This is a genomic window from Ruegeria sp. CDSA241 (assembly GCF_059611265.1).
Genome location: NZ_JBXWPF010000020.1, coordinates 37130 through 60774, shown reverse-complemented (window position 1 = coordinate 60774; position 23645 = coordinate 37130). Strand labels below are relative to the sequence as shown.

At 56.8% G+C, this 23645-nt stretch carries 24 protein-coding genes and 1 tRNA gene; 10 read left to right on the top strand and 15 right to left on the bottom strand.

From position 1 onward, the window contains the following. Both AC2FJV_RS17010 and AC2FJV_RS17005 read right to left on the bottom strand, forming a co-directional pair. Positions 1 to 186, bottom strand: coding sequence for a hypothetical protein (locus AC2FJV_RS17010; protein WP_142633690.1), 186 nt, complete (start codon positions 184 to 186; stop codon positions 1 to 3). Positions 187 to 307: 121 nt separating this feature from the next. After that, positions 308 to 1171 (bottom strand): YihY/virulence factor BrkB family protein, encoded by an 864-nt coding sequence (locus AC2FJV_RS17005; protein ID WP_142633688.1) that lies wholly within the window; start codon positions 1169 to 1171, stop codon positions 308 to 310. A 174-nt stretch (positions 1172 to 1345) separates the two neighbouring features. Here AC2FJV_RS17005 and AC2FJV_RS17000 point away from each other — a divergent pair, with 174 nt between their 5' ends. Together AC2FJV_RS17000 and cls are read left to right on the top strand one after the other, a co-directional pair. Next, positions 1346 to 2407: an AI-2E family transporter gene (locus AC2FJV_RS17000; RefSeq protein WP_496714135.1), complete on the top strand. Its 1062-nt coding sequence runs from the start codon at positions 1346 to 1348 to the stop codon at positions 2405 to 2407. A gap of 59 nt (positions 2408 to 2466) precedes the next feature. Further along, on the top strand, positions 2467 to 3879 hold the full coding sequence (gene cls / locus AC2FJV_RS16995) for a cardiolipin synthase (RefSeq protein WP_142633684.1): 1413 nt from the start codon (positions 2467 to 2469) through the stop codon (positions 3877 to 3879). Here cls and AC2FJV_RS16990 read toward each other — a convergent pair. Then, positions 3876 to 4310 (bottom strand): ion channel, encoded by a 435-nt coding sequence (locus AC2FJV_RS16990; RefSeq protein WP_142633682.1) that lies wholly within the window; start codon positions 4308 to 4310, stop codon positions 3876 to 3878. The genes cls and AC2FJV_RS16990 overlap by 4 nt on opposite strands. 160 nt (positions 4311 to 4470) lie before the next feature. On the opposite strand from AC2FJV_RS16990, the gene AC2FJV_RS16985 reads away from it, so the two are divergent. The 3 genes from AC2FJV_RS16985 to AC2FJV_RS16975 are packed head-to-tail and all read left to right on the top strand — an operon-like array spanning position 4471 to position 8559. Beyond that, complete coding sequence (locus AC2FJV_RS16985; RefSeq protein WP_496714134.1) at positions 4471 to 5118, top strand: ABC transporter ATP-binding protein; 648 nt, start codon at positions 4471 to 4473, stop codon at positions 5116 to 5118. Then, positions 5115 to 7529 (top strand): ABC transporter permease, encoded by a 2415-nt coding sequence (locus AC2FJV_RS16980; RefSeq protein ID WP_496714133.1) that lies wholly within the window; start codon positions 5115 to 5117, stop codon positions 7527 to 7529. Before AC2FJV_RS16985 ends, AC2FJV_RS16980 begins: the two co-directional genes overlap by 4 nt. After that, the gene (locus AC2FJV_RS16975) at positions 7519 to 8559 is read left to right on the top strand and encodes a lipocalin-like domain-containing protein (RefSeq protein WP_496714132.1); all 1041 of its coding nucleotides are present in this window, start codon (positions 7519 to 7521) and stop codon (positions 8557 to 8559) included. The genes AC2FJV_RS16980 and AC2FJV_RS16975 overlap by 11 nt, the downstream gene beginning before the upstream one ends. Position 8560: 1 nt before the next feature. On the opposite strand, the gene AC2FJV_RS16970 is transcribed toward AC2FJV_RS16975, so the two are convergent. The 4 genes from AC2FJV_RS16970 to AC2FJV_RS16955 all read right to left on the bottom strand — a co-directional run bounded on the left by AC2FJV_RS16970 (position 8561) and on the right by AC2FJV_RS16955 (position 13152). Then, positions 8561 to 8992, bottom strand: coding sequence for a universal stress protein (locus AC2FJV_RS16970; protein WP_142633674.1), 432 nt, complete (start codon positions 8990 to 8992; stop codon positions 8561 to 8563). After that, positions 8989 to 11598: a TRAP transporter permease gene (locus AC2FJV_RS16965; protein WP_496714131.1), complete on the bottom strand. Its 2610-nt coding sequence runs from the start codon at positions 11596 to 11598 to the stop codon at positions 8989 to 8991. Before AC2FJV_RS16965 ends, AC2FJV_RS16970 begins: the two co-directional genes overlap by 4 nt. Positions 11599 to 11699: 101 nt before the next feature. Then, positions 11700 to 12668, bottom strand: a complete 969-nt coding sequence (locus AC2FJV_RS16960; RefSeq protein ID WP_142633669.1) for a TAXI family TRAP transporter solute-binding subunit — start codon at positions 12666 to 12668, stop codon at positions 11700 to 11702. A 398-nt stretch (positions 12669 to 13066) separates the two neighbouring features. Then, positions 13067 to 13152, bottom strand: a tRNA-Leu gene (locus AC2FJV_RS16955). A gap of 145 nt (positions 13153 to 13297) precedes the next feature. Between AC2FJV_RS16955 and AC2FJV_RS16950 the strand changes: the two genes are divergently transcribed. Further along, positions 13298 to 13876, top strand: a complete 579-nt coding sequence (locus AC2FJV_RS16950; protein ID WP_496700406.1) for a YqaA family protein — start codon at positions 13298 to 13300, stop codon at positions 13874 to 13876. Continuing rightward, positions 13873 to 14340: a disulfide bond formation protein B gene (locus AC2FJV_RS16945; protein ID WP_271947233.1), complete on the top strand. Its 468-nt coding sequence runs from the start codon at positions 13873 to 13875 to the stop codon at positions 14338 to 14340. The genes AC2FJV_RS16950 and AC2FJV_RS16945 overlap by 4 nt, the downstream gene beginning before the upstream one ends. Here AC2FJV_RS16945 and AC2FJV_RS16940 read toward each other — a convergent pair. After that, complete coding sequence (locus AC2FJV_RS16940; RefSeq protein ID WP_142633663.1) at positions 14337 to 14924, bottom strand: HNH endonuclease; 588 nt, start codon at positions 14922 to 14924, stop codon at positions 14337 to 14339. The two genes, AC2FJV_RS16945 and AC2FJV_RS16940, sit on opposite strands and share 4 nt — an antisense overlap. A 210-nt stretch (positions 14925 to 15134) precedes the next feature. Between AC2FJV_RS16940 and AC2FJV_RS16935 the strand changes: the two genes are divergently transcribed. Together AC2FJV_RS16935 and AC2FJV_RS16930 are read left to right on the top strand one after the other, a co-directional pair. Further along, the gene (locus AC2FJV_RS16935; RefSeq protein ID WP_496704559.1) at positions 15135 to 15740 is read left to right on the top strand and encodes a pseudouridine synthase; all 606 of its coding nucleotides are present in this window, start codon (positions 15135 to 15137) and stop codon (positions 15738 to 15740) included. A gap of 31 nt (positions 15741 to 15771) precedes the next feature. After that, positions 15772 to 16197, top strand: coding sequence for a VOC family protein (locus tag AC2FJV_RS16930; protein WP_281994582.1), 426 nt, complete (start codon positions 15772 to 15774; stop codon positions 16195 to 16197). Between the two features lie 2 nt (positions 16198 to 16199). Here AC2FJV_RS16930 and AC2FJV_RS16925 read toward each other — a convergent pair whose 3' ends face one another. Genes AC2FJV_RS16925 through AC2FJV_RS16910 form a run of 4 tightly spaced genes read right to left on the bottom strand, consistent with a single transcriptional unit; the run spans position 16200 to position 18297 of the window. Further along, the gene (locus tag AC2FJV_RS16925; protein WP_281994581.1) at positions 16200 to 16502 is read right to left on the bottom strand and encodes a putative quinol monooxygenase; all 303 of its coding nucleotides are present in this window, start codon (positions 16500 to 16502) and stop codon (positions 16200 to 16202) included. Beyond that, entirely contained in the window at positions 16496 to 16999 is a 504-nt protein-coding gene (locus AC2FJV_RS16920) for a GNAT family N-acetyltransferase (RefSeq protein ID WP_496693490.1), read from the bottom strand. The genes AC2FJV_RS16925 and AC2FJV_RS16920 overlap by 7 nt, the downstream gene beginning before the upstream one ends. Before the next feature lie 3 nt (positions 17000 to 17002). Next, complete coding sequence (locus AC2FJV_RS16915) at positions 17003 to 17668, bottom strand: alpha/beta hydrolase (protein WP_142633653.1); 666 nt, start codon at positions 17666 to 17668, stop codon at positions 17003 to 17005. Then, complete coding sequence (locus tag AC2FJV_RS16910) at positions 17665 to 18297, bottom strand: DNA-3-methyladenine glycosylase family protein (protein ID WP_496714130.1); 633 nt, start codon at positions 18295 to 18297, stop codon at positions 17665 to 17667. The genes AC2FJV_RS16915 and AC2FJV_RS16910 overlap by 4 nt, the downstream gene beginning before the upstream one ends. A 96-nt stretch (positions 18298 to 18393) precedes the next feature. Between AC2FJV_RS16910 and AC2FJV_RS16905 the strand changes: the two genes are divergently transcribed. Continuing rightward, positions 18394 to 19620, top strand: coding sequence for an MFS transporter (locus AC2FJV_RS16905; protein WP_282027388.1), 1227 nt, complete (start codon positions 18394 to 18396; stop codon positions 19618 to 19620). 3 nt (positions 19621 to 19623) lie between these two features. On the opposite strand, the gene AC2FJV_RS16900 is transcribed toward AC2FJV_RS16905, so the two are convergent. The 3 genes from AC2FJV_RS16900 to cysS are packed head-to-tail and all read right to left on the bottom strand — an operon-like array spanning position 19624 to position 23434. Then, positions 19624 to 20400 (bottom strand): squalene/phytoene synthase family protein, encoded by a 777-nt coding sequence (locus AC2FJV_RS16900; RefSeq protein ID WP_282027478.1) that lies wholly within the window; start codon positions 20398 to 20400, stop codon positions 19624 to 19626. A 2-nt stretch (positions 20401 to 20402) separates the two neighbouring features. Continuing rightward, entirely contained in the window at positions 20403 to 22037 is a 1635-nt protein-coding gene (gene cimA, locus AC2FJV_RS16895; protein ID WP_496714129.1) for a citramalate synthase, read from the bottom strand. Next, positions 22034 to 23434 (bottom strand): cysteine--tRNA ligase, encoded by a 1401-nt coding sequence (gene cysS, locus AC2FJV_RS16890; protein WP_496714128.1) that lies wholly within the window; start codon positions 23432 to 23434, stop codon positions 22034 to 22036. The genes cimA and cysS overlap by 4 nt, the downstream gene beginning before the upstream one ends. Positions 23435 to 23645: the final 211 nt, after the last annotated feature.

Genomic DNA, 23645 nt, shown 5'->3' with positions numbered 1-23645 from the left:
TTAATCTGCGAAGTCAGCCAGAGAACGCGCAAGGCGCTGTTCACGCAGCGAAGATATTGCGTTTCCTTGCAACAACAATGCCTCACCGTGACTGATATCCGTCGCCGGTTTGGCCCGTAATTCTTCAATCCGCCGGGTCAGCGACGATGGATTTTGCGATTTCGCGCTTTCGGGCAGTTTGGTCATGAGGCCTCACCTTGATGCGTATGGGGTCACAGTCCCATGCAGTTTTGGTAAGAAAAGTGCCGATTTCATGACGCAAACCGGGCTTTGAATTGCTATTTTACAGCCCCAGCCACCCTGCCCTTCAGGTTTGTCCGTTACTTTGATCCTGCAAATCCATCAGCGCGCCGTTGAATTCAGCGCCCAGAATCAGGATGGCCGCGCATAGATACAGGAAAATCAACGCAGCCATCGCGCCCGCAAGACCAGCATAAGTAGCGCTGTACGAGGCGAACTGTCCGATATAGATCGAAAAGCCCCAACCGCCCATCGCCCACAGAGCGAGTGTCAGAACAACGCCCGGAAGGATCTGCCACAGCCGATGGCGGCGCGTCGGCAGCACAAGATGTGCAACGATAACCGTGCCCGCAGGAACCGCCACGGTAAAGGTCCAACGCAATCGATCCACAGACAACCAGTCTGATACGTTGACGTCAGTTTTTTCGGACACGAGGCGCGTGTAGACCGGCAAGACGACTTCGACGGCGGCGATGGCCAGAATGGCCGCCCCGCCAACAATCACCAATCCCAGGCACAGCAAGCGTGTCTTCCAGAATGGCCAGGCGTCATGATCATGATAGGCCTGATTCATGGCTGCCCGCACCGCAACTACGCCGTTTGAGGCAAAGAAAATGGCCAGCAAACCGCCCAGGGTGATTACCCCCGAACCTGATTCCGCCAGGACCGAGCGCAACTCTCCCACAATCGGGCCGGCGACATCTTTTGGCCAGGCGCCAAAGATCAGTTCGATCAGCTCGTCCGTGACATAATCCTGAGACAGCGTACCAGCCAGTGCCACAGTGAACAGAACAAACGGAAACAGGGCCAGCATCAGGGACATGGCAACGTGGCTGCTCATGACCATGCCGTTTTTGGCCCCAAATCGCCCCAAGGCCAGCCAAAGGGCTCGAATTACTCTTCCAGTCAGGGGAATCAAACTTGTCGTCATCCGAAAACTCTACCCTGACTGTATTCGAACCAGAACCGGCAAAACCCGACTGGACGCAATTAACCAACTCCAAATGTTTGGTTGCATTGCATAATCCCTTTGTCCCGTGCAGGATCGAAACGGAACCTACACAAAGCCGGGCGAAAAATGCCAACCAGCGACCAGAACTCAAGCATGCCGAACAGGTTGCGCCTTTCGGTTGTCCGCGACACCGCGATTGTCGTGTCACTGGTCGTATTGGGGCTTTATGCAGGTTCCGCTTTTCTGATCCCGCTGACCATGGCCTTGCTGATCAACGTCCTGATCATCGCGCTGAGTGACCGGGTTATTGCGCTGACCAAGGCTCCGGTCTGGTTGGCTAACCTGGCTGGAGTGACCGTGGTTTTGGTCGGGTTGTTCATGATCATGTATATTCTGGGCAATCAGGCGACGCAGTTTGCACGCTCGATCAATACATACGAAAGCCAGTTCGACGAGGCCGTTAACCGCATAAACGACCTTGTGGGCAACGATATCACGGCCTTCATCAGGGACAATCTGGTCAACATTGATATGTCTTTCGTCGCCCGGATGTTGCTGGGCAGCGCAACGTCCTTGCTGAACCAGTTTTTCCTCATCAGCCTTTACGTTGCATTCCTGATGGCCGAACGTCTGGCGTTCCGCAAAAAGATCCGTATGGCCGCCGGTGACCCTAAAACCGGTGCCGAGTTCGCTTTGGTTCTGGACGCGATTTCCTTTAGTCTGCAGCGTTATGTCGGAGTGAAGACCTTTATCAGCCTGATAACGGCTGGAATCAGCTATGTGGTCTTCAAGACCCTTGGTCTTGAGTATTCCGAGACATGGGCAGTGCTGACCTTTGCCCTGAATTTCATACCCTCGATTGGGTCAATTATTGCGGTTCTGTTTCCAGCGGCGATTGCACTGGTTCAATTTGAAAGTATCGGGCCGTTTCTGATCATAGTTTTCGGCTGTGGCACGCTTCAGTTCATGATCGGTAATTTTCTGGACCCGGCCATGCTGGGCCGATCGCTGAACATGTCGACATTTCTGGTCATTCTGGCACTTATGTTCTGGACTACGGTCTGGGGTCTGATCGGAGCCTTCCTGAGCGTTCCGCTGACCGTCTGCATCCTGATCATCTTCAGCCATATTCCCGCATTGCGCCCGATCGCAATTTTAATGTCCCTGAATGGTGAACTCGGCGACGAAGGGCCGCCATCGGGGAATACAGTCTGAACAGGCCAATCCCCAATGCAACTTGAAACACTAAGGAAAATGCCAGGATCGAATCCTCCATGCTGACACTCTTTGTTTCCCTCTTTGTCCTATGTTTGTACCTGACCGCCGCGGTCTTTTCGATACGCGCCGCTCAAACAGCGCGCACACCGCAGGGTGCCGTGGGATGGGTGGTCTTTTTGATCTCGGCGCCGATAGCTGGCGTACCGCTGTACTTGTTTCTGGGACATCATCGTTTTCGCGGGTATCGCCTGGCCCGAAAGCACGCTGAGACTGTTGTCGAAGGGATAAAAAGCTTTGCGGATTTTTCGCGCCCAGATCCGGGCATGATCACGATCAATCCGCTCCCTTTCGAAGAGCTTGCGCATCTTCCCATATCACGCGGCAACGGTGCAGATTTGCTTGTCGATGGGCAGGCAACCTTTGACGCTATCTTTCAGGCTATCGACGCGGCTCAGGACTATGTGCTTGTCCAGTTCTACATCGTGCGTGATGACGGATTGGGGCGGCAACTGCAAAGCAAACTGATCGCTGCCGCAGAGCGCGGCGTGCAAGTTCGCTTTATGACCGACGCCGTAGGCAGTTATGGCCTACCGACAAGCTACATCACGTCGCTGCGCGCGGCGGGAATTCACGTTGCCGGTCAGCATGAAAAGCGTCATCCAGGACAGCGATTTCAGCTAAACTATCGCAATCACAGGAAAACGGTGATCATAGACGGAGAAATCGGCTTTATCGGCGGCCACAATGTCGGCGACGAATATCTCGGTCAGTCCGCAAAGTTCGGACATTGGCGGGACACACACATAAGGCTGACTGGACATATCGTGCGCCAACTACAACTGATCTTTACAGAGGACTGGTACTGGGCGCATCAAGAAGACCTGATAGATCAACTGGCCTGGGCGGGTCAGGAATCTGATCAGGACATGAACGCCCTTCTCGTCGCCACAGGTCCGGGGGACGAAACCGAAACCGGCGCCATGATGTTCTTTTCTGCAATCACGGAAGCAAAGGAACGATTGTGGATCGCATCCCCCTATTTCGTTCCTGATATCGACATCATGACCGCACTACGCCACGCCGCAATGCGCGGGGTAGATGTTCGCATTCTGGTTCCCGACGTGATTGATCACCGCTTGCCTTGGCTGGCGGCCTTTGCCTATTTCGACGAGATCAGGGAATGCGGCGCGCGGGTCTACCGGTACACTGATGGATTCATGCATCAAAAAGTATTTCTGGTGGACGACACCCTGACCGCTGTTGGCACCACCAATCTGGACAACCGCTCTTTCCGCCTGAATTTTGAGGCGATGGCCCTGTTCTTTGACAAGGACGCGGCCCATGCAGTTCACGACATGCTGCTAATGGACTTTGAATCCAGCTATGAGCTGGTCAAAACCTTACCCGAACAACCGGCCTATATTCGGTTCGGCTCGCCTCTGGCGCGGTTGTTCGCACCAATCCTTTAAAGGATCGACTCTTCCTGCAGCACCCGCGACATGACCGCGACCAAAAAGGCTGTGGACAGCCCAAATGCCAAAAGCCCGGTGACCGACGCAAATGCACCAAAGATGCGCAGCCCCTCTCCTAACACAATGTCGCCGTAACCCAGCGTAGTGAACGTCACCAAGGAAAAATACAGCGCCGAATTCCAGTCCGCCAGAACATCCCCAAAGACCCAGACAATCGCCCAAAGCCAGACCTGAAAGGTATGGATCATCACGATAAAAATCAGTGCGATACAGAGCGGACTGGCGATTGTGACAAACCTTTTGCTTTTTTCCAGTTTGATCGACATCACGCGGATGATCTGCATGCACCAGGTCAGCAGGGCAATTTCGATCAAAAAGCAGATACCCAAATAAACGCTTCCCCAGATAATCTGCTCGGATAAGGTCACCGGCGCCCATCCCCTCTGTTTTTAAGTCTCGTCACAATCGCTTCAATTGCAGGATTGGGCAACCCTGCGTCTGCGACGAATGGAAACGATAGCGCCATTGAACTGGACACCGCTTCGGTCGGCTGCAAATTGTGAGTGGCAGAATACAGGGCGCCTATGAATGCTGCTTAAAATAACTGATGTCCATAAATCATATGCAAACGGTCGACCGATTTTGAACGGAGTATCTCTGTCGTTGGACCATGGCCAAACGCTTGCCCTAACCGGGGAAAGTGGCAGTGGCAAAAGCACGCTTCTAAATCTCGCAGGTGCGCTGGACATATTCGATGCGGGCGAAATCTCACTGGGCGGAACCAACCTGTCCAAACTAGACGATACCGGGCGCGCAGCCCTTCGGCGCGAGCGTGTGGCCCTGGTATTCCAACAGTTCAATCTGATCCCGTCGTTGACGGTCGGCCAAAACCTGTCCTTCCATGCCCGGCTTGCCGGTAAATATGATCCGGACTGGTGCGATCATCTTGCAGACAAACTGGGATTGCGGGACCTGCTAGACCGCTTTCCCGAGAACCTGTCAGGCGGCCAGCAGCAACGCGTTGCCATCGGACGCGCCCTTGCGCCGCGCCCCAGTCTTTTGCTCGCGGATGAACCAACAGGAAATCTGGATGAGGTCGCAAGTACCAATGTATTGGATTTGATGCTTGCGCTGGTCGCCGAAACCAGCGCAGCCCTGCTTTTGGTGACACATTCGCATGACATAGCAGCCCGTCTGGACCAACAGGTCCGCCTGTCCGGCGGTCATATCTCGTGACTTTGGCCGTCATACAGGCGTTGGTGTCGCACTGGCGTGCCCATTGGCTTCAGCTATTGACCTTGTTGACCGGCACTGCGCTTGCGACCGGGCTGTGGTCGGCGGTTCAGGCCATAAACTCCGAGGCGCGGGCAAGCTATCAACGGGCCAATGATCAGCTCTCATTTGGTCAATACGATGAATTGCACGCCACCTCGGGGAATTTGACGATCGACCATTATGTCAGCTTGCGTCGGGCTGGCTGGCAGGTCGCTGCGGTGCTTGAGGGGCGTTGGCGCCATAGCGGGCGCAATCTGCAGGTCATGGGGGTCGACTTGGTCGCCTTTCCACCCCTACCGGCCCTCAGCCGTTTGGAACAAAGCGATACGCCGCCCGATCCCGCAGATATGCTCACCGCGCCCGGCAGGATAATAGTCGCGACGGAACTTGCCCAGATTCTGGCGCAGGCAAGCGACCTGCCCACGATCCTGTCCAGCGACGCGCTGCCGCCCGATCTGGTCTTTACCGATATTGGCGTTGCCGAACAGCTGCTTGACAAAAAGGGGCAGATTTCACGTCTGGTCGTCTTGCCAGAGCAGCCCCGAGCGATCCCATCGCTTGAGCAGATCGCCCCCGATCTGACACGCGTTGCAGCCTCGACCAGATTGGACACGGCGCAACTGACAGAGAGCTTCCACCTCAACCTGTCTGCCTTTGCTCTTTTGTCCTTTGCCGTCGGGCTGTTCATCGTCCATGGCACCGTCGGGCTGGCCTTTGCACAGCGCCGAGCAATTATCAGAACAATACGTGCGCTGGGCGTTCCGATGCGTCAGATCGTATGGATCATTCTGGCCGAGCTTTCGCTGCTGGCCCTGATTGGAGGGGGCGCCGGTCTGGTACTGGGTTTCCTGCTGGCCGGGGCCTTGCTGCCCGACGTGGCATCGACCCTACGCGGGTTGTATGGTGCACCAGTTGAAGGTCAGCTTTCGCTTCAACTGCACTGGGTTCTTGCGGGCTTGGCCATGGCCCTGTTCGGAACGCTATTGGCCAGCTCTCAGGCTTTGTTCCGATTGGCTCGGCTGCCGCTGTTATCCAGCCCGGGTCCGCAGGCCTGGCGGGGGGACGACACTGCAACCAAAAGATTGGCTCTGATCGGAGTATTCCTGATTGGGTTGGGGATCGTTTCAATCTTTGTGGCCGACGGTTTGGTCGCAGGGTTCGTGCTGGTTGCCGGAATCCTGACGGGTTCTGCGTTGATTTTACCGTTTCTCTTGCTGATCGCAGTAACCGGACTTCAGAAGCTACAGAACGGCCCGGTCAGACAATGGGTATTCGCCGACATGCAGGCGCAACTGCCCGGTCTCTCTTTGGCCCTGATGGCATTGATGTTGGCATTGGCCGCAAATATCGGCGTTGGAACCATGGTGTCGAGTTTCCGGCTGACATTTACTGGGTGGCTTGACCAACGACTGACATCAGAACTGTATATAACCGCAGCCGACGAACAACAGGCGCAGGACATCAAGAAATGGCTGCTGCCTCAGGTCGACGCCGTTTTGCCGATCCGCAGCGTCGAGCTGGCGCACGGAAGCGGCCCCTTGTTTCTTTACGGAGTGGTGAACAATCCGGTTTATCAAGAAAACTGGTCGCTGATCGCCTCAGTGCCCGGAGTATGGGATCAGGTGATGTCCGGAACCGCCGTTCTGATCAACGAACAGCTTGCGCGCAGATCCAATTTGTGGCCCGGAGATCAAATCACGCTCCGCCCGGGTCACAAGCTGGTCATTGCAGGGGTCTATTCTGATTATGGCAATCCAACCGGACAAGCCATCGTGTCGATGGAGCTTTTGGAAGATATCGCACCCAATACCGAGGAACGGCGATATGGCGTTCGCATGCCCCCTGATCAGGCCAGCGATGTTGCCGAAAGGCTTCGGGCGGAATTTGACCTTCCTCCGCAGGCAGTCGTTCATCAAGCGGACATGAAGGCCCGATCCACGGAAATCTTCGAGGACACATTTGTGGTGACCTCTGCGCTGAATATCCTGACGCTTGGGGTTGCTGGATTTGCAATCCTGACCAGCCTGCTGACGCTTTGGACACAACGGTTGCCTCAGATCGCACCGGTCTGGGCGCTTGGCCTGACGCGGGCGCAACTGGCGCGGTTTGAACTGACGCAGAGCGTGCTTTTGGCCTCTCTGACCGCCGCGCTGGCCTTGCCGCTTGGGTTAGTTCTGGCCTGGACGTTGCTGACGGTCATCAATGTCGAGGCGTTTGGCTGGCGGTTACCAATGTACCTATTCCCAAGCGACTGGTTCTATCTATTTCTTCTGACCTTACTGGCCGCTGTTATCGCCGCTGCGGTTCCAGCCCTTCGGTTGCTGCGCATCCTGCCTGCCGAGTTGTTAAGAGTGTTTGCCAATGAACGCTAAAGCCTGGTTCCTAATTCTGGCCCTGCTATTGCCCGCCCAACTTCGGGCGCAGGGCTTTGCCGGTCTTGGAGGTGAGGCCGACGGGTTCGACGTCCCCCTGCTTGGGTATCAGTTGAGCTTTCCACAGGATCACGGTCCCCATCCCACTTTCAAGATCGAATGGTGGTATCTGACCGCAAACCTGAAAGGAGAAGACGGGCGCGATTACGGTGTGCAATGGACGTTGTTCCGCTCGGCGCTGAAACCCTATGAAGAGCAATCCTGGCAAAGTCCGCAGTTGTGGTTGGGCCATGCCGCCTTGACCACCCCTGATGCCCATTACTTTGCTGAACGCCTGTCGCGGGGCGGTATCGGTCAGGCCGGGGTAACTGCCACCCCATTCGAAGCCTGGATCGACGAATGGTACATGCGCGGACCCGACTTTAATGCGCTGAAGATTAGGGCCAACGGTTCTGAGTTCGGATACGATCTGTCAATGCGCGCAACGGGGCCTTTGGTCTTTCACGGGGATGCCGGATATTCGGTCAAGTCTACGCAGGGGCAGGCAAGTCATTACTATTCACAGCCGTTTTTCGACCTGACAGGCACAGTGCATCTGCCGGATGGGGATGTTGCGGTATCCGGACAGGGTTGGCTGGATCGGGAATGGTCCTCGCAGCCCTTGGCCGAGGATCAAAGCGGATGGGATTGGTTCTCGCTCAGCTTTGAAGGCGGCGACAAGCTGATGGCCTTTCGCCTGCGCGGAGAGGCTGAGGATTTCACCTCTGCAACGTGGATCGGCAAGGATGGCGAAACCACCGCGCTTGCCGATGGCTCTGTTTCTTTTGAACCGCTTCAGACAGCTCATGTCGCTGACCGGGATATCCCGATTGAATGGCGTGTTACACTCCCCGCCCGCGGGGTGGATATTGTCGTCAGCGCCCTGACACCCAAAGCCTGGATGGCAACCCGCTTTGCCTATTGGGAGGGGCCCGTTACGGTCTCAGGCAGCCATTCAGGCCGTGGCTATCTTGAAATGACCGGGTATTAGATCATCGCACCACGTAGACCGAGACTGTCGAATGCCGCACGACGCGCGCAGCATTCGGACCCAGCAGGTAATCCTTGAAGTCCGGCTTATGCGCCCCAATGACGATCAGGTCAGATCCGGCGCTTTCTGCGGTTCTCAGGATCTCCTGATAGGCCGTGCCCGTGGCCACCACATGGCGGATCTTTTCATTGCGCTCACTGCCCAATGTTGATGCGCACAGCTCGGTCAGTTGTTTCTGCGCCTCAGCCAATGCCTTTTCATGGAAATCCGCCTGGAAAAAGCCGGACACCCAGCTTTCTCCAAAATCGGGCAGAACACTGACCACATCCAGCTGCGCCCCCTCCAAATCGGCCAATGCAGCGGCCTTTTGAAGGACCGGGCCATCAATTTTTCCATTGCTGATATCAACAGCACACAGAACAGAACGTGTCATGCGGGCACCCCTTGTCTGGCGGCACGGCCGCGTTGCAGGAAGGCGATCAGACCCAACAGGATCATCGCCGGGATATACACCAGTTGCTTGGGTGGCTGGCTTGACGGCAGGCTGACCGAGGTCAGGCGCACGGCCTCATCCCCGTAATAGTCGAAGATGCTCAGATCATCTGCAACAGGCGCGCCGAACAGCGGCTCTTCCAGTTTGATCAGACCGTCCTCTTCGATCAGCAGTAGACCCATCGCATCAACCCGTGCAGGACCGCCGTCTTCGTCACCGACAGAGACGACAACCGTGGTATCCACCATCTCAAGCGTGTCGAAATCCGGGCCGCTGATGACCAGACGCACCTCGGTTCCGGGCGGTGTTTCCCCGATCGTTTCGGTGAATGCAGCCGGTTCAACGGTCTGATATGGGGGTGAAATCCTGTCCATAAAGTAATCCGGACGGAATAGTGCGAAAGCAACCGCGACCAAGGCAACGCTTTCATAGATCCGGCTGCGGGTCAGGAAGTAGCCCATCGTGCCCGCCGTAAAGACAAGGATCGCTATCGTCGCAAATATCGCAACGATTATCCCTTCGACCCAGGTCACATCAATCAACAGAAGGTCTGTGTTGAAGATGAAGACAAACGGCAACGCGACCGTGCGCAGGCTATAGAAGAAGGCGATGAATCCGGTCTTGATCGCATCGCCCCCCGATACAGCCGCAGCCGCGAAACTGGCCAGCCCCACGGGCGGTGTCACATCCGCCATGATGCCAAAGTAGAAGACGAACAGATGCACCGCGATCAGCGGCACAATCAGCCCGCTCTGCGCGCCCAGCTCCACGACCACACCGGCCATCAAAGAACTGACGACGATATAGTTCGCAGTGGTCGGCAGGCCCATGCCCAGGATCAGGCTGAGGATACCGACCATGATCAGCATCAGGATCAGATTGCCACCCGACAGGAATTCGACCAGATCGGCCATCACCTGGCCCACACCGGTCAGGGTCACGGTACCAACGATCACACCCGCCGTGGCCGTCGCCAGCGCGATACCGATCATGTTGCGCGCGCCGTCGATCATGCCCTGCCACAGATCCGCGACACCGTCGATGAACGCGTTGTAGAAGTTGCTTTGCCCCCGGAACATCGCCTTCAGCGGTTTCTGCGTCAGCAGGATCACAAACAGCAAGGACGTGGCCCAAAAGGCCGAAAGACCGGGCGATTTCTGTTCAATCATCAGGAAATAGACCAGCACGATGATCGGCAGAAGGTAGTGCAGGCCCGCCTTGTAGATCTCGCTAATGACCGGCAGCGTCACCTCTTTGGCATTCGGGTCATCGGGTTCCAGATCGGGCACCTGTGCGGCCAGGTACAGCAGCGCCACGTAAATTGCGCAGATGATCAGGCTGAGGACCAGACCGGCCGAGTTCGGCATCCAATTTGTCACTGCTTCTACAGGGAATTGAGAGCCATAGCAGAGCCCAGCAAAGACAATGAAGAACGAGAACATACCAACCACGGTACGTGCCAGTTTCACTTCGCGGTCGCCCAACGTGGGCATGTTCCGCTTTACGGCTTCGAGATGCACGATATAGACCAAAGCAATGTACGAGATCGCCGCTGGCAGGAAGGCGTGGGTGATCACCTCGACATAGGAAATTCCCACATATTCTACCATCAAGAAGGCTGCAGCGCCCATGACGGGTGGCATGATCTGCCCGTTCACCGAAGAGGCAACCTCGACCGAACCCGCCTGTTCGCTGCTGAACCCAACGCGTTTCATCAATGGAATGGTGAAGGTACCAGTGGTCACAACGTTTGCGATGGACGAGCCCGAGATCAGGCCGGTCGCAGCTGAGCCCACAACCGCCGCCTTGGCGGGGCCGCCGCGCAGGTGACCCAGCGCGCCAAAGGCCATCTTGATGAAATAGTTCCCTGCCCCGGCCTTATCCAGCAAGGCGCCAAACAGAACGAACAGGAATACAAACTTGGTCGAAACACCCAAGGCGATTCCGAACACGCCCTCGGAGGTGATCCACATATGGCTCATCGCCTTTTTCAGGCTGGCGCCCTTCCAGCGGATGACTTCGGGCACCCATTCGGATGATCCAAAGAAGACATAGGCCAAAAAGATCGTCGCAATAATCGCCATCGCCGGGCCAAGCGCGCGGCGCGCGGCCTCGAACAACAGTAATAGCCCACCCAGGGCGATCCATTTGTCTGTATCGTCTGCCAGCCCTCCGGCATCAACGATCTTGGTGTAGAAGAAATATCCGTACAGCGCCACAAACGCGCCCAGCAGCCCCATGATCCAATCATGCACAGGGATATAATCCCGTGGGCTGGATTTCAGCGCCGGATAGGCTGCAAAGGCCAGAAACATCGCAAAGGCCAGGTGAAACTGACGCGAATTGTTAACCACGCTGCCGGGCAACACATAGTTCGCCAGAGGCGAAGCAAGTACGACCTGAAAGATCGACCAGATCGCCGCCACGATCGCAAGGAAAACGCCTACATTCCCAACCGGATTACGCCCTCCGGCATCTGAAGATGCGACCAGATCCTGTAGTTCTTCTTCGGATAGCGGGCGGTTCGATTGTGTCTCGGAACTCATGAAAATGTCTCCCCGTCGTGGCCATTTGCGGCCTTCTGAATCACCCGCTTGATACGGGTTTTGTGCGGGGCGCCCGACGGGCACCCCGCGTCAGGTCTGGCTTATTGAATCCAGCCTTTTTCTTTATAGTACTTCTCGGCACCCGGATGCAGCGGAGCCGACAGGCCGTCCGCGATCATCTCTTCGGGCTTAAGGTTGGCAAATGCCGGGTGAAGCTTTTTGAAGTCATCGAAGTTCTCGAAAACCGAGCTGACAACCGCATAAACCGCATCATCCGATACGTCCGCCGAAGTCACGAAGGTCGCGCCAACGCCGAATGTCGCGGTATCACCATCCGACCCGCGGTACATGCCGCCGGGAATGGTAGCAGTACGGTAGAATGAGTTGTCGTTGACCAGCTTGTCCACGGCCTCGCCGCTGACATTGACCAGAACCGAGTCGCAAGCCGTGGTGGCTTCTTGAATCGAGCCCGAGGGGTGACCCACGGTATAGACCATTGCGTCAATCTGGTTGTCGCAAAGCGCCGCAGACTGTTCCGCCGCCTTCAACTCGGTCGCCAGTTCGAAATCGTCAGTGGACCAGCCCATTTCGCCCAGCAGAACCTCCATGGTGCCACGCTGACCGGAACCGGGGTTACCGATATTTACGCGCTTGCCTTTCAGGTCTTCGAAATTGGTCACACCGGAATCGGCACGGGCCACAACGGTAAACGGTTCGGGGTGAACCGAGAAGACGGCGCGCAGGTTTTCAAACGGGCCGGCCTCTTCGAATTTCGAGCTGCCGTTATAGGCGTGGTACTGCCAGTCGGACTGCGCGACACCAAACTCCAGCTCGCCTTCGCGAATGGTGTTGATGTTGTACACGGAACCGCCGGTCGATTCGACCGAGCAGCGCACGCCATGTTCCTTGCGCCCTTTGTTGACCAGACGACAGATTGCACCGCCAGTTGGGTAATACACCCCGGTCACGCCACCTGTGCCGATGGTGATAAACTCTTCGGCATAGGCCGCAGGCGCCATCAGAGCCGCCGTGACAACCGCGCCGAGGCTAAGCTTGCTGCTGTTTTTCATAAGTGAACTCCCATTATTTTTCTGGTGGGAGACACATCAAAGCGCCGGATAAATGGCCCTGCGATATGCAACAACGCCCGCTATGCAGCAGGCATATCTTTGAATTTTCAGAATCTCCCAACCCGTAAGAGGTTTCATTCTGAGCATTAGCTTGTCAAGGCCAGCAGGTCACCAAAGCAGGCGTATCCTCAGATTTGACAAGCCCCCCTGAATTTTCCCCGCCTTTGAAGCTTTTCTTGCGCATCTGCCCCGCAGTGACCGCAAACACATCCAATTATGCGCTTTTGACATCGGGAATTCTGACCAGAACGCGAAAGTGTGAGTTGGGAATGCGAGCAATTAGAACTGCCGGAAAGAAAAAACAGAAGGCAGGTTCCCCTAACCCTCTGTTTTTACTTTGGTACCCAAGGCCGGACTCGAACCGGCACGGTATCACTACCGGGGGATTTTGAATCCCCTGCGTCTACCATTCCGCCACTTGGGCCACGGACACTGAATTAGCGTTCAAAATCGAGAAGGTCCAGAGGCAAAAAACACCCTGATTGAGGAATGTTCCAGCCTGCAAGGTTGACGGCCTGCGGGGCGCATGATTTGGCTTACCCAACACATGTACAGGGAAATTGCACCTGATGCTGCGACCTCTTTATGACTGGACCATTCGTCTGGCAGAACACCCGAATGCCTTGTGGGCGCTGGCTATTGTTTCCTTCATCGAAAGCTCTTTCTTTCCGATACCGCCGGACGTTCTGATGATTCCCATGATCCTTGCCCGACCCTCCCGGGCCTGGCTGATTGCTTCTGTGGCACTGGTAGCTTCGGTTTTGGGCGGAATGTTAGGATATGCAATCGGCGCGTTCTTTTATGAAAGCCTCGGCCAGCCCATCCTTGAATCCATGGGCAAAGCCCACGCCATGGAAGAGTTCAACACACGGTTCAATGACTTTGGTTTCTGGGCTGTTCTGGCCGCTGGGGTTACGCCTTTTCCCTATAAGGTCATCACCATCATGTCCGGCTGGACAGGGATGCCCCTGGGCACCTTCATTGCCACCTCGATTCTGGCCCGAGCGATCCGGTTCTTCATCGTCGCCGGTCTGCTTTGGGGGTTCGGAGAGCCGATCCGCACCTTCATAGAAAAGCGGCTGGGCCTTATGTTTACCCTGTTCATCATCCTTTTGTTCGGCGGGTTCCTAGCGGTGAGATTCCTATGACAAGACGAAATTTACTGGTCCTGGTTGCCACGTTTGGATCTGTGGCATTGCTGCTTGGGGCCTTTGCGTTTCAGTATCTCGGCGGGCTTCCACCCTGCAAAATGTGCATCTGGCAACGCTATCCGCATGCTGTCGCCATCCTGATCGGTGCTGCGGCGCTTGCGCTACCTCGGCTGGCGATCCTCCCTCTTTTAGGCGTCATGGCGGCGCTGACCACTGCGGTCATTGGTGTCTATCACGCTGGTGTAGAACGCGGTTTGTGGGAAGGTCCGTCAAGCTGCACATCAAGCAGCATCGGCGGTCTGTCGGCAGAAGAACTGCTGGATCAGATCATGTCGGCACCACTGGTACGCTGTGATGATATTCCATGGGAGTTATTTGGTGTTTCCATGGCCGGATGGAATGCCGCTTTGTCTTTCGTTCTGGTTCTGCTCTGGTTCGCCGCGTGGCGTGAAGGCCGTTAGAGCTCGTCCAGTTCCGCATCCCAATAGAGAAAGTCTATCCAACTGTCATGCAGATGGTTCGGTGGGAATTTTCGTCCAACGTTGCGCAAAGCCTCGGCATCCGGCTGCCGCGGAGGCTTGCGCAATGTCATTCCTGCTTGCCGCAGTGATTTAGACCCTTTGCGCAAGTTACATGGGCTACAGGCCGCAACAACGTTCTGCCAGCTTGTCACCCCGCCCGCCGCGCGCGGGATCACGTGATCAAAGGTCAGATCCCCACGGCTGCCACAGTATTGGCAGCGGAATTCATCCCTCAGAAATAAATTAAAGCGCGTGAAGGCCACGCGCTTTCTGGGTTTTACATAATCTTTCAGCACAACGACCGAGGGTATTCGTATTTCGGTGCTCGGGCTTCGGACAACTTCGTCATATTCGGCGACGATATCCACCCTGTCCAGCCAGGCAGCTTTTATGGCCTCCTGCCACGGCCAGAGCGATAGTGGATAGTAGGACAAGGGGCGGTAATCGGCGTTCAAAACCAATGCCGGATGATGCTTGAGCGCACCGGGTTCCCTGACAAATTCGGTCCTGAAGTCTCCGTCCATATCAGAATCGCTCCACGCTCTGCTCTGCCTCTTTTGGCATCAGAGCGGAGAACCCCCGCCCCGGCCTTAGCTTTACTATATATCGTGTTAAAGCTCTGACAAGCCCTGAGTTTCCACAATATCTCGGGGATTGAGTATTCCGAATCCGTAACAGGCCGATGACAGTTATCCACAGGTTGCACCAATTCGATCGCCGGGCTATGGCGGGTAATGTCCTGGTTCATCCGCTTCAATAAACCATTCAATGTATTGCCGCAGTTCACGGATCGCGCGAATGCGGAGTCTCCGCGCAGTACGCTGTCGGATTTCATTGATCTGCCGGACGTGTATCCCGCCGGGCGATTGGACCGCGATAGCGAAGGTTTGATGCTGTTGACCGACAATGGTCGCCTTCAGGCGCAGATAGCCGATCCCAAGCATAAAATGGCTAAGACCTATTGGGTGCAGGTCGAAGGGGAGCCAGACGCCTCCGCCCTAAAAGCCCTGCGCGATGGTGTTGAGCTGAAGGAGGGCTTGACCCGCCCTGCCAAGGCGCGATTGATGGATCAGCCCGAGGCATTGTGGCCGCGCGACCCGCCGATCAGAGTGCGGCAGACGGTGTCGGATTGTTGGGTCGAACTGGTCCTTCGAGAAGGTCGAAACAGGCAAGTGCGCCGGATGACGGCGGCCGTTGGGCACCCGACCCTTCGACTGATCCGCGCCCGGATTGGCGACTGGACTTTGGACGGGCTTGAGCCGGGGCAATGGGATAGCCTATCTATGCCTGCCCTTGCGCCATCTTCTTCGCGCAAACGGGACCGGCGCCCACGTCGGTGACCGAAACGCCTATTTGTGATAGGATCGAGGAATGAAGGTATCACCTGACATTCCGCAGCCAACCGGCCTTTTAGAAGCGTCACTTTATGTCGACGACCTGGATGCTGCAGAGCATTTCTATGGGGACGTTTTGGCGCTTGAGCAAATCCAGCGTGTCGCCAACCGGCATGTGTTCTACAAGGTGGGTGGTTCAGTGTTGCTGCTATTCAATGCGGCAGAGACCGAAAAACCTCCGGGCAACCCGCGCCTGCCTGTTCCCGCCCATGGCGCCCAAGGTCCGGGTCATGCCTGCTTTGGCATGGCGCGCGCGCAAATCGCGGTGATGCGAAAACATCTTATAGACTGGAACGTGCCCGTAGACGCTGAATTTGAATGGCCGAACGGAATACTGTCTCTATACGTTCGCGACCCGTCCGGGAATTCCATCGAATTCGCCGAGCCTTCCTTATGGGACTAGGATCACCGCAGCGGTTTCTTGTCACCTCCCGTGATCCGATAGATTAGACTTTCAGTCACTCCGACCTTGCCCAGCACCGCCTGAAATGTTGCCATGTGCGGTGTGGCAAAATGCTCCTCGAGCGCGGCCTGACTTTCCCATTCTTCGTAGATCCGAAACCGATTGGCATGACCCAGAATCTGGCTGAATTCATAGACCGTGCAGCCTGCTTCCTTCACCGTCTCGGCAACCATTTCCTGCGCAGCTTTTCTGGCAGCTTCGACACCTTCCGGCGTAATTTCGATAGTTCCGGTTACGATCAGCATGGTATCTCCAATCTCAGATCAATCCGTTTGGTAATCCTGTCGACCGGCGTGCCGTCACGAAGGGGCACACCAAAATCAACCGAGTAATCTTGGAATCCCATCTTCTCGTAATAGTTCAGGCCCAACCGGTTATCAGCCCTTATTGTCGCGCTGATGGAACCGAGCCCAACCCCTACGGCAAATTTGGCGGTTTCTTCAAACAAGGCACGCCCTGCCCCCTTCAAAACCGGTTCGCGGCGGGTGAAGGTTGCAATGTCAGCACAATCGTCGGGCAGTGCGTCATTCACCCCAAGCCATTGAAACCCGGCAACCTCACCTTGCGCGTCCATCGCTACATGGCTGCAAATCTTATCGAGACCCAATAGATAACTCTGCGCAAACTGCGCCTCGGAGAAAGGGGTTTCATTCGCAGTCGTACCACCAATGGCGATGATCTGGTTGAGCAAATCGCAAGCTGCTGCGACATCCTCGGGCATCATGGGGCGGACCGCAATCATTGCTTAAAGGCTCAGCTTGTCACGCATGAAAGCCAGTGCGACGCTAAGACCATCCGGGGCAATACCGTGGCCGGTGCCCTTCATGACATGGGCATAGACCTCTTTGAACTCAGCCGCTTGCAGGGCCTCGGCGGCTTCGGGCAATGATTGTGGCGGCACGACGTCATCGGCGTCGCCATGTACCAGTAGGACCGGCATGCGGCTGACTGTTTCATCCGGCAGCAGATCGGGTTCCAGAAGGCGTCCTGAAATGGCTACTATCCCGGCCACTGGGTCCTCGCGGCGCGGGGCGACATGCAGGCTCATCATCGTGCCTTGCGAAAATCCGAACAGAACCACCTGCTCGGGCAGAACGTCTTCGTCCACCATCAACGCATCGAGGAAAGCGTCGAAGTCATCCGCCGCCATTTCCATCCCGCGGCGCGATTCTTCTTCGGAAGAGCCATCAATCCACGGGATCGGGAACCACTGAAAGCCATTGGGCATACCCGGGATCTGCTCGGGCGCGTCAGGGGCAACGAACAGCGTGTCCGGCAAGTGCTCGCCCAACACATCGGCCAGCCCCAGCAAGTCGGCCCCGTTGGCGCCATAGCCATGCACGAACACCACGACCGAGCGCGTATCGCCCGAAACCGGCTCTTTTCGGAGCGCATTCAAAACCCGTGTCATCTGATCCCTTCTCGTTCTTTTGCGACCCGGTAATAGGCCCACAACGCCCGCGCTGCAACCGACCGCCAGGGTGACCACGCTTCGGCCATCCGGCGCAGTTCTTTATCCGTAGGGCGCTTGGGTAAATCATAGAGGATGCGCGCGGCCTCTTGCAGCGCAAGGTCGCCCGGTGCAATCACATCGGCACGGCCCAGAGAAAACATCGCGTAAATCTCGGCAGTCCAGACGCCTATGCCTGAAATTTCGGTCAGGATCGCCACAACATCCTCATCAGGTGCGTCGCGTAACGCCTTGTAATCAATACGAGCCTCCGCAAGCGCTCGGGCATATCTGACCTTTTGGCGGCTAAGGCCCACCGCACGCAAATCCTCATCGGTGGCCCACATGATTTTGCGTGGGCCCGTCAGTTTTGCATCTTGCAGTCGTTTCCAGATGGCGTTCGCCGAGGCCACACTGACCTGTTGGCTGACAATCGCACTTAGCAGCTGGGCAAACCCGTCAGGCTTACGGCGCAGCGGCAAAGGCCCGGTCTGGTCCATCGCATAGGCCATGCGCGGACAGGTCTCGGCCAGCCACTTGGCCCCCTCGGCCACGCAATCGGGGGTTTCAATGATACGTCCGACGGACATGCGCGCTCCGGCAAATTGGTCAGCAGCACGTTAGGGTGCTTTGTCGCAGATGCAACCGTCTTGTATGACCCTGCTTTCATCGCTACGCATTGGCGCATGACAATGACACCCACGATCCCGGATAACAGTCAGGCCAAGCGTAATGTCGCTGTTCTGGTCGCAGCTCAGGCCATTCTGGGATCGCAGATGCCGATGATCTTTATTGTTGGCGGTCTGGCCGGGCAGTCGCTGGCCACCAATGCCTGTCTAGCAACCCTGCCCATCTCGCTGATCGTGCTGGGGTCAATGCTGGCGGCAACACCGATTTCGGCCATAATGCAACGCTGGGGACGGCGCGCAGGGTTTCTGGTTGGGGCAACGGCAGGTGCCTGCGGGGGGCTGGTTGGGGCCTACGGTTTGTATCTGGCCTCGTTCCCGGTCTTCCTGGCGGGCAGTCTGCTGACCGGCATCTATATGAGCGCGCACGGATTCTATCGCTTTGCCGCCGCGGACACAGCCTCGGACGCCTTTCGCCCTAAGGCAATCTCATACGTCATGGCCGGCGGTCTGGCCGCCGCGCTCATTGGCCCCCAAATCGTTAAGCTGACCTCAACCGCCTATGTGATCCCATTCCTGGGCACCTATCTGGCGGTGATTGTGCTCAACATTCTGGGTTCGGTCTTGTTTTTCTTTCTGGACATCCCCACGCCTGCAAAAGCCGCTGAGGGGGCCCCGACCGGACGCACCCGGCTTGAGATGCTAAAGACGCCGCGCATCGCCGTGGCCATCATCTGCGCAATGGTTTCTTATGCGTTGATGAATCTGGTCATGACATCCACTCCGCTGGCAGTGGTTGGTTGTGGCTACACAGCCAATGACGCGGCAGATGTGGTCTCTTTTCACGTTCTCGCCATGTACATCCCCAGTTTCTTCACCGGCCAGTTGATTGCCCGTTTTGGCGTCGAAAAGATCGTAGCTCTTGGTCTGGCAATCCTTGCCGGTGCTGGCGTTGTCGCCTTGCAAGGGGTTGAGCTTGAGAACTTCTTCATCGCTCTGATCTTGCTGGGCGTCGGATGGAATTTTGGCTTTATTGGCGCGACCACCATGTTGGCGGCATCGCATGACATCAACGAGCGTGGCCGCATGCAGGGTCTGAACGACCTGCTGGTATTCGGTGGCGTAACACTGGCTTCGCTTGCTTCGGGTGGATTGATGAACTGCTCTGGCGGCTCACCGGTTGAAGGCTGGACCGCGGTAAACCTTGCCATGGTTCCATTGTTGACTCTGGCCGGGGGCGCATTGCTTTGGTTGGTTCTGCGCCCGTCCGAGCCCGAAACGGTCTGAGGTCTACCAGCGACCCCGGACCACCTTCCACATCAGGGAAACCCGGCGCCGAACCTCACCCTGCATCAAATTCCCTGCGGCCACGCGATCTGGCTGAGCAATCGCCTTGCGCAACACCCATTCAGATTGCCAACCCGCCAAAAGCGCCGGGCGCGCCTCTGGTGAAATCGCCAGACGCTGTCCCTGTGCGCGCCGTAACCGGTTCAGAGCCTTTTGCGCCAGAGCGCGCACTGCATCGGGTGTTCCATCCAACAAAGGAATACGCCTGCGCGCTTCAAGATCCGGGATTGCGCGCAACCAGTTCGCCACGCCAACGGCATAGCCGAAATCTCGCAACACAGGCTCGTCGGCCTCACCCAAAGATTGCGCCGACGCGACCATCAAACTGGCTGAGCTGTGATTGAGGTAGGCCTCGAAATGGGCCTCGTCCTCGAAAGGATCGCGATAAATATCCCAGCGCCTTACGGCCACGTATTCATCCAGCATCACCGCCAGATGTGGGGAAAGAACCTGCGATAACGGCGTCACGACCTCATGTCGACGCACAGTCGGACCTTCAGCAATTTCCTGCAATGCATCGCGCCACCATTGCAGGCGCATTTCGGCAATCATCGCCTCTTGCGTGACCCAGGGCGCTCGGGCGACCTCGACATTCAGGGCATAGATCGGAAACAGAACCGAACGTGCGGCAACCGGCGCGGCCATCGCCGCCATGAACCGGTCCGGATCGGCGCGATGCACCAATGCAGCACAGGCCTTCAGATCGTCATTGAACTGCACCGTCACTCGGCCACCACCGCCCGAGGACGGCAATCCCGTACAAGCTTCCACTGGATCGCATCCAATAGGGCCTCAAACGACGCATCCACTATGTTCGCGCTGACCCCGACAGTTGACCAGCGCCGCCCCTGCCCGTCTTCGCTGTCGATGATGACCCGCGTCACGGCCTCGGTTCCGCCTTGGGTGATCCGCACCTTGAAATCGACCAGATGCATGTCGTCCAATATCCGCGAATATTGCCCCAGATCCTTGGCTAGAGCCTTGGCCAAAGCGTTCACCGGACCCCGGTCGCTGCCATCTTCGTCCAGAGATTCACTGACCGACAGCTTCTTTTCCCCGTCGACTTTTACCACGACAACGGCCTCGGACAGGCTGACCATCTTGTCGTATTTGTTCTTACGCCGCTCGACCGTGACCTTATAGCGTTTGACCTCGAAAAACGCGGGCAACTGGCCCAGCTCATCGCGCGCCAACAGCTCAAAACTGGCCTGGGCGGTGTCATAAGAATAGCCTTCGGCCTCGCGTTGCTTGATCCGGTCAAGAATGCGCCCCAGCGCCGGATCACCACTTTCCACGCTCAGGCCGGCCTCAGTCAGGCGTTTACGCAGATTCGACTGCCCCGCCTGGTTCGACATCGGGATGATCCGTGCATTGCCGACAGTCGCCGGATCGACATGTTCGTACGTCGACGGATCCTTCAGGATCGCGCTGGCATGCAGCCCCGCCTTATGCGCAAAAGCAGACGCCCCCACATAGGCCGCCTGCTTGCTGGGAACTCGGTTCAGGATTTCGTCCAACATACGGCTGACCCGCGTCAGACCCGCCAAGGCCTCGACGCTGACCCCAATATCAAACTGCGACACATAAGGTTCTTTCAGCAGCAAAGTGGGGATCAAAGCCGTCAGATTTGCATTCCCGCAGCGTTCGCCCAACCCGTTCAGGGTTCCCTGAATCTGACGCACGCCCGCATCCACAGCAGCGAGCGAGCACGCAACCGCGTTTTCCGTGTCATTATGGGTATGAATGCCCAAACGATCACCTGGCAAACCTGCGGCAATCACCTCGGATACAACCCGCGACACTTCACCGGGCAATGCGCCCCCATTGGTGTCACACAGAACAACCCAGCGAGCTCCGGCCTCTAAAGCGGCCTTGCAAACCAGGACCGTATATCTGGGATTGTCTCTGTAGCCGTCAAAGAAATGCTCAGCGTCAAAAAGCGCCTCACGCCCCTGCGCCACGATATGCGCAACCGAGGCGTGCACATTCTCGACATTCTCCTCCAGAGTGATCCCAAGCGCCTGGGTCACGTGGTAATCATGCGACTTGCCCACAAGACACACTGACTTCGTGCCTGCGTTCATCACCGCCGCAAGAACATCGTCATTCTCAGCTGACCGGCCCACGCGTTTGGTCATCCCAAAAGCGGTCAACCGCGCCGCAGTTTTTGGCGCGGCATCAAAAAACGCACTGTCAGTCGGGTTCGCACCGGGCCAACCACCTTCGATGTAATCCACACCCAACTCGTCCAGCGCCTGCGCGATCTGCACCTTCTCAGCGGTCGAGAACTGCACGCCCTGCGTCTGCTGCCCATCGCGCAAGGTGGTGTCGTAGAGGTAGAGGCGAGTTTTTGTCATAACACTCCCTCCAACTTGGCAAGGTCAAAGCCGGTACCGGGAACCAACTCTACACCTTCTTTGCTCATCCGCACTTCAAGGCCAGCGGCCACATATGTTGCTTTCAGGCGATCCACCTCTGAGAAATCCTTGCTCTGCATCGCCCCGGCCCGCGCTTCTGCCAGTTTATCCGCATACGACCCCAAATCCACTGAGGCCAGATCGGCCCATGCACCCATTTCGGGCATCAACAGACCCATAACCTCGGCGCCAGCCAACAGGCTTGCATGGTCACCTTCGGACGCCAGCCGGTATAGCTCGGTGATGGCGCCCGCTGTGTTCAGATCATCGCTCAGCGCAGCGATGACCGCGGGCGCCGCGCTGGCGGCGGGCTCGATGCCTGATGTCAGCGCCCGCCACTTGCGCAGCGTTGCTTCCGCTTCACGTGCCTTTTTCTCTGTCCAGTCCATCGGTTTGCGATAATGCGTCTGCAAAAAGACAAAGCGGATCACCTCACCGGGCACGCCCTGCTCCAGAAGATCGTGCACGGTGAAGAAGTTGCCCAGCGATTTGGACATTTTCTTGCCTTCGACCTGCAGCATCTCATTGTGCAGCCAAACGCGCGCAAACTCGCCATGCGGGTGGGCGCATTTGCTCTGGGCGATCTCGTTTTCATGGTGCGGGAACATCAGATCGTTGCCACCGCCGTGAATGTCAAAGCTCTCACCCAACAGCTCATAGCTCATGGCCGAGCATTCGATATGCCAACCCGGACGCCCTCGACCCCAAGGAGACTCCCACCCGGGCAACTCGTCGGTAGACGGTTTCCACAGAACGAAATCCATCGGGTTCTTCTTATACGGCGCAACTTCGACCCGAGCACCCGCGATCATATCATCCACGGACCGACCGGACAGGGCTCCGTACTGCTCTTTCCAACTGTCCACCGCGAACAGAACATGCCCTTCGGCCGCATAGGCGTGACCCTTGGCAATCAGATCCTCGATCATCGCGACCATTTGAGTAATATATTGCGTCGCGCGCGGCATCTCGGTCGGCTCCAACGCCCCCAGCGCGCCCATGTCGTGCAGATACCAGCCAATGGTTTCATCCGATCGTTCCTGCACCAAATCCTCCAGCGACCCTTTGGCCCCGGCCTTCTGTCGAGACAACGCGGTCGCGTTGATCTTGTCATCCACATCGGTGAAATTGCGCACATAGGTCACATGATCTGCGCCATAAACATGCCGCAGCAAACGATAGAGCACATCAAACACGACCACGGGCCGCGCGTTACCCAGATGGGCACGGTCATAGACGGTAGGTCCACAGACATACATCCGCACATTGTCGGCGCTGATCGGAACGAAATCCTCTTTTGTCCGTGTCCGTGTGTTGTGCAGTTTGATCGTCTTCATCTGTCGGCTCCTAAGAACGGCATAGCGTCTCGCGTTGGCGCGGGCTTAGCAACTTGTCTCAGGGAAGAAAACGAAAGAAACCGGCCCGCTTGATAAATCAGCAGGTAATGCAGCAGATAATGATGCAGGTCATCCGGTTCATGGATCATCCTCTAGCACGGCTATCCCGCCGCGCCAAGCCTTACGTTCTATCATGACCGGGGAGTGATTG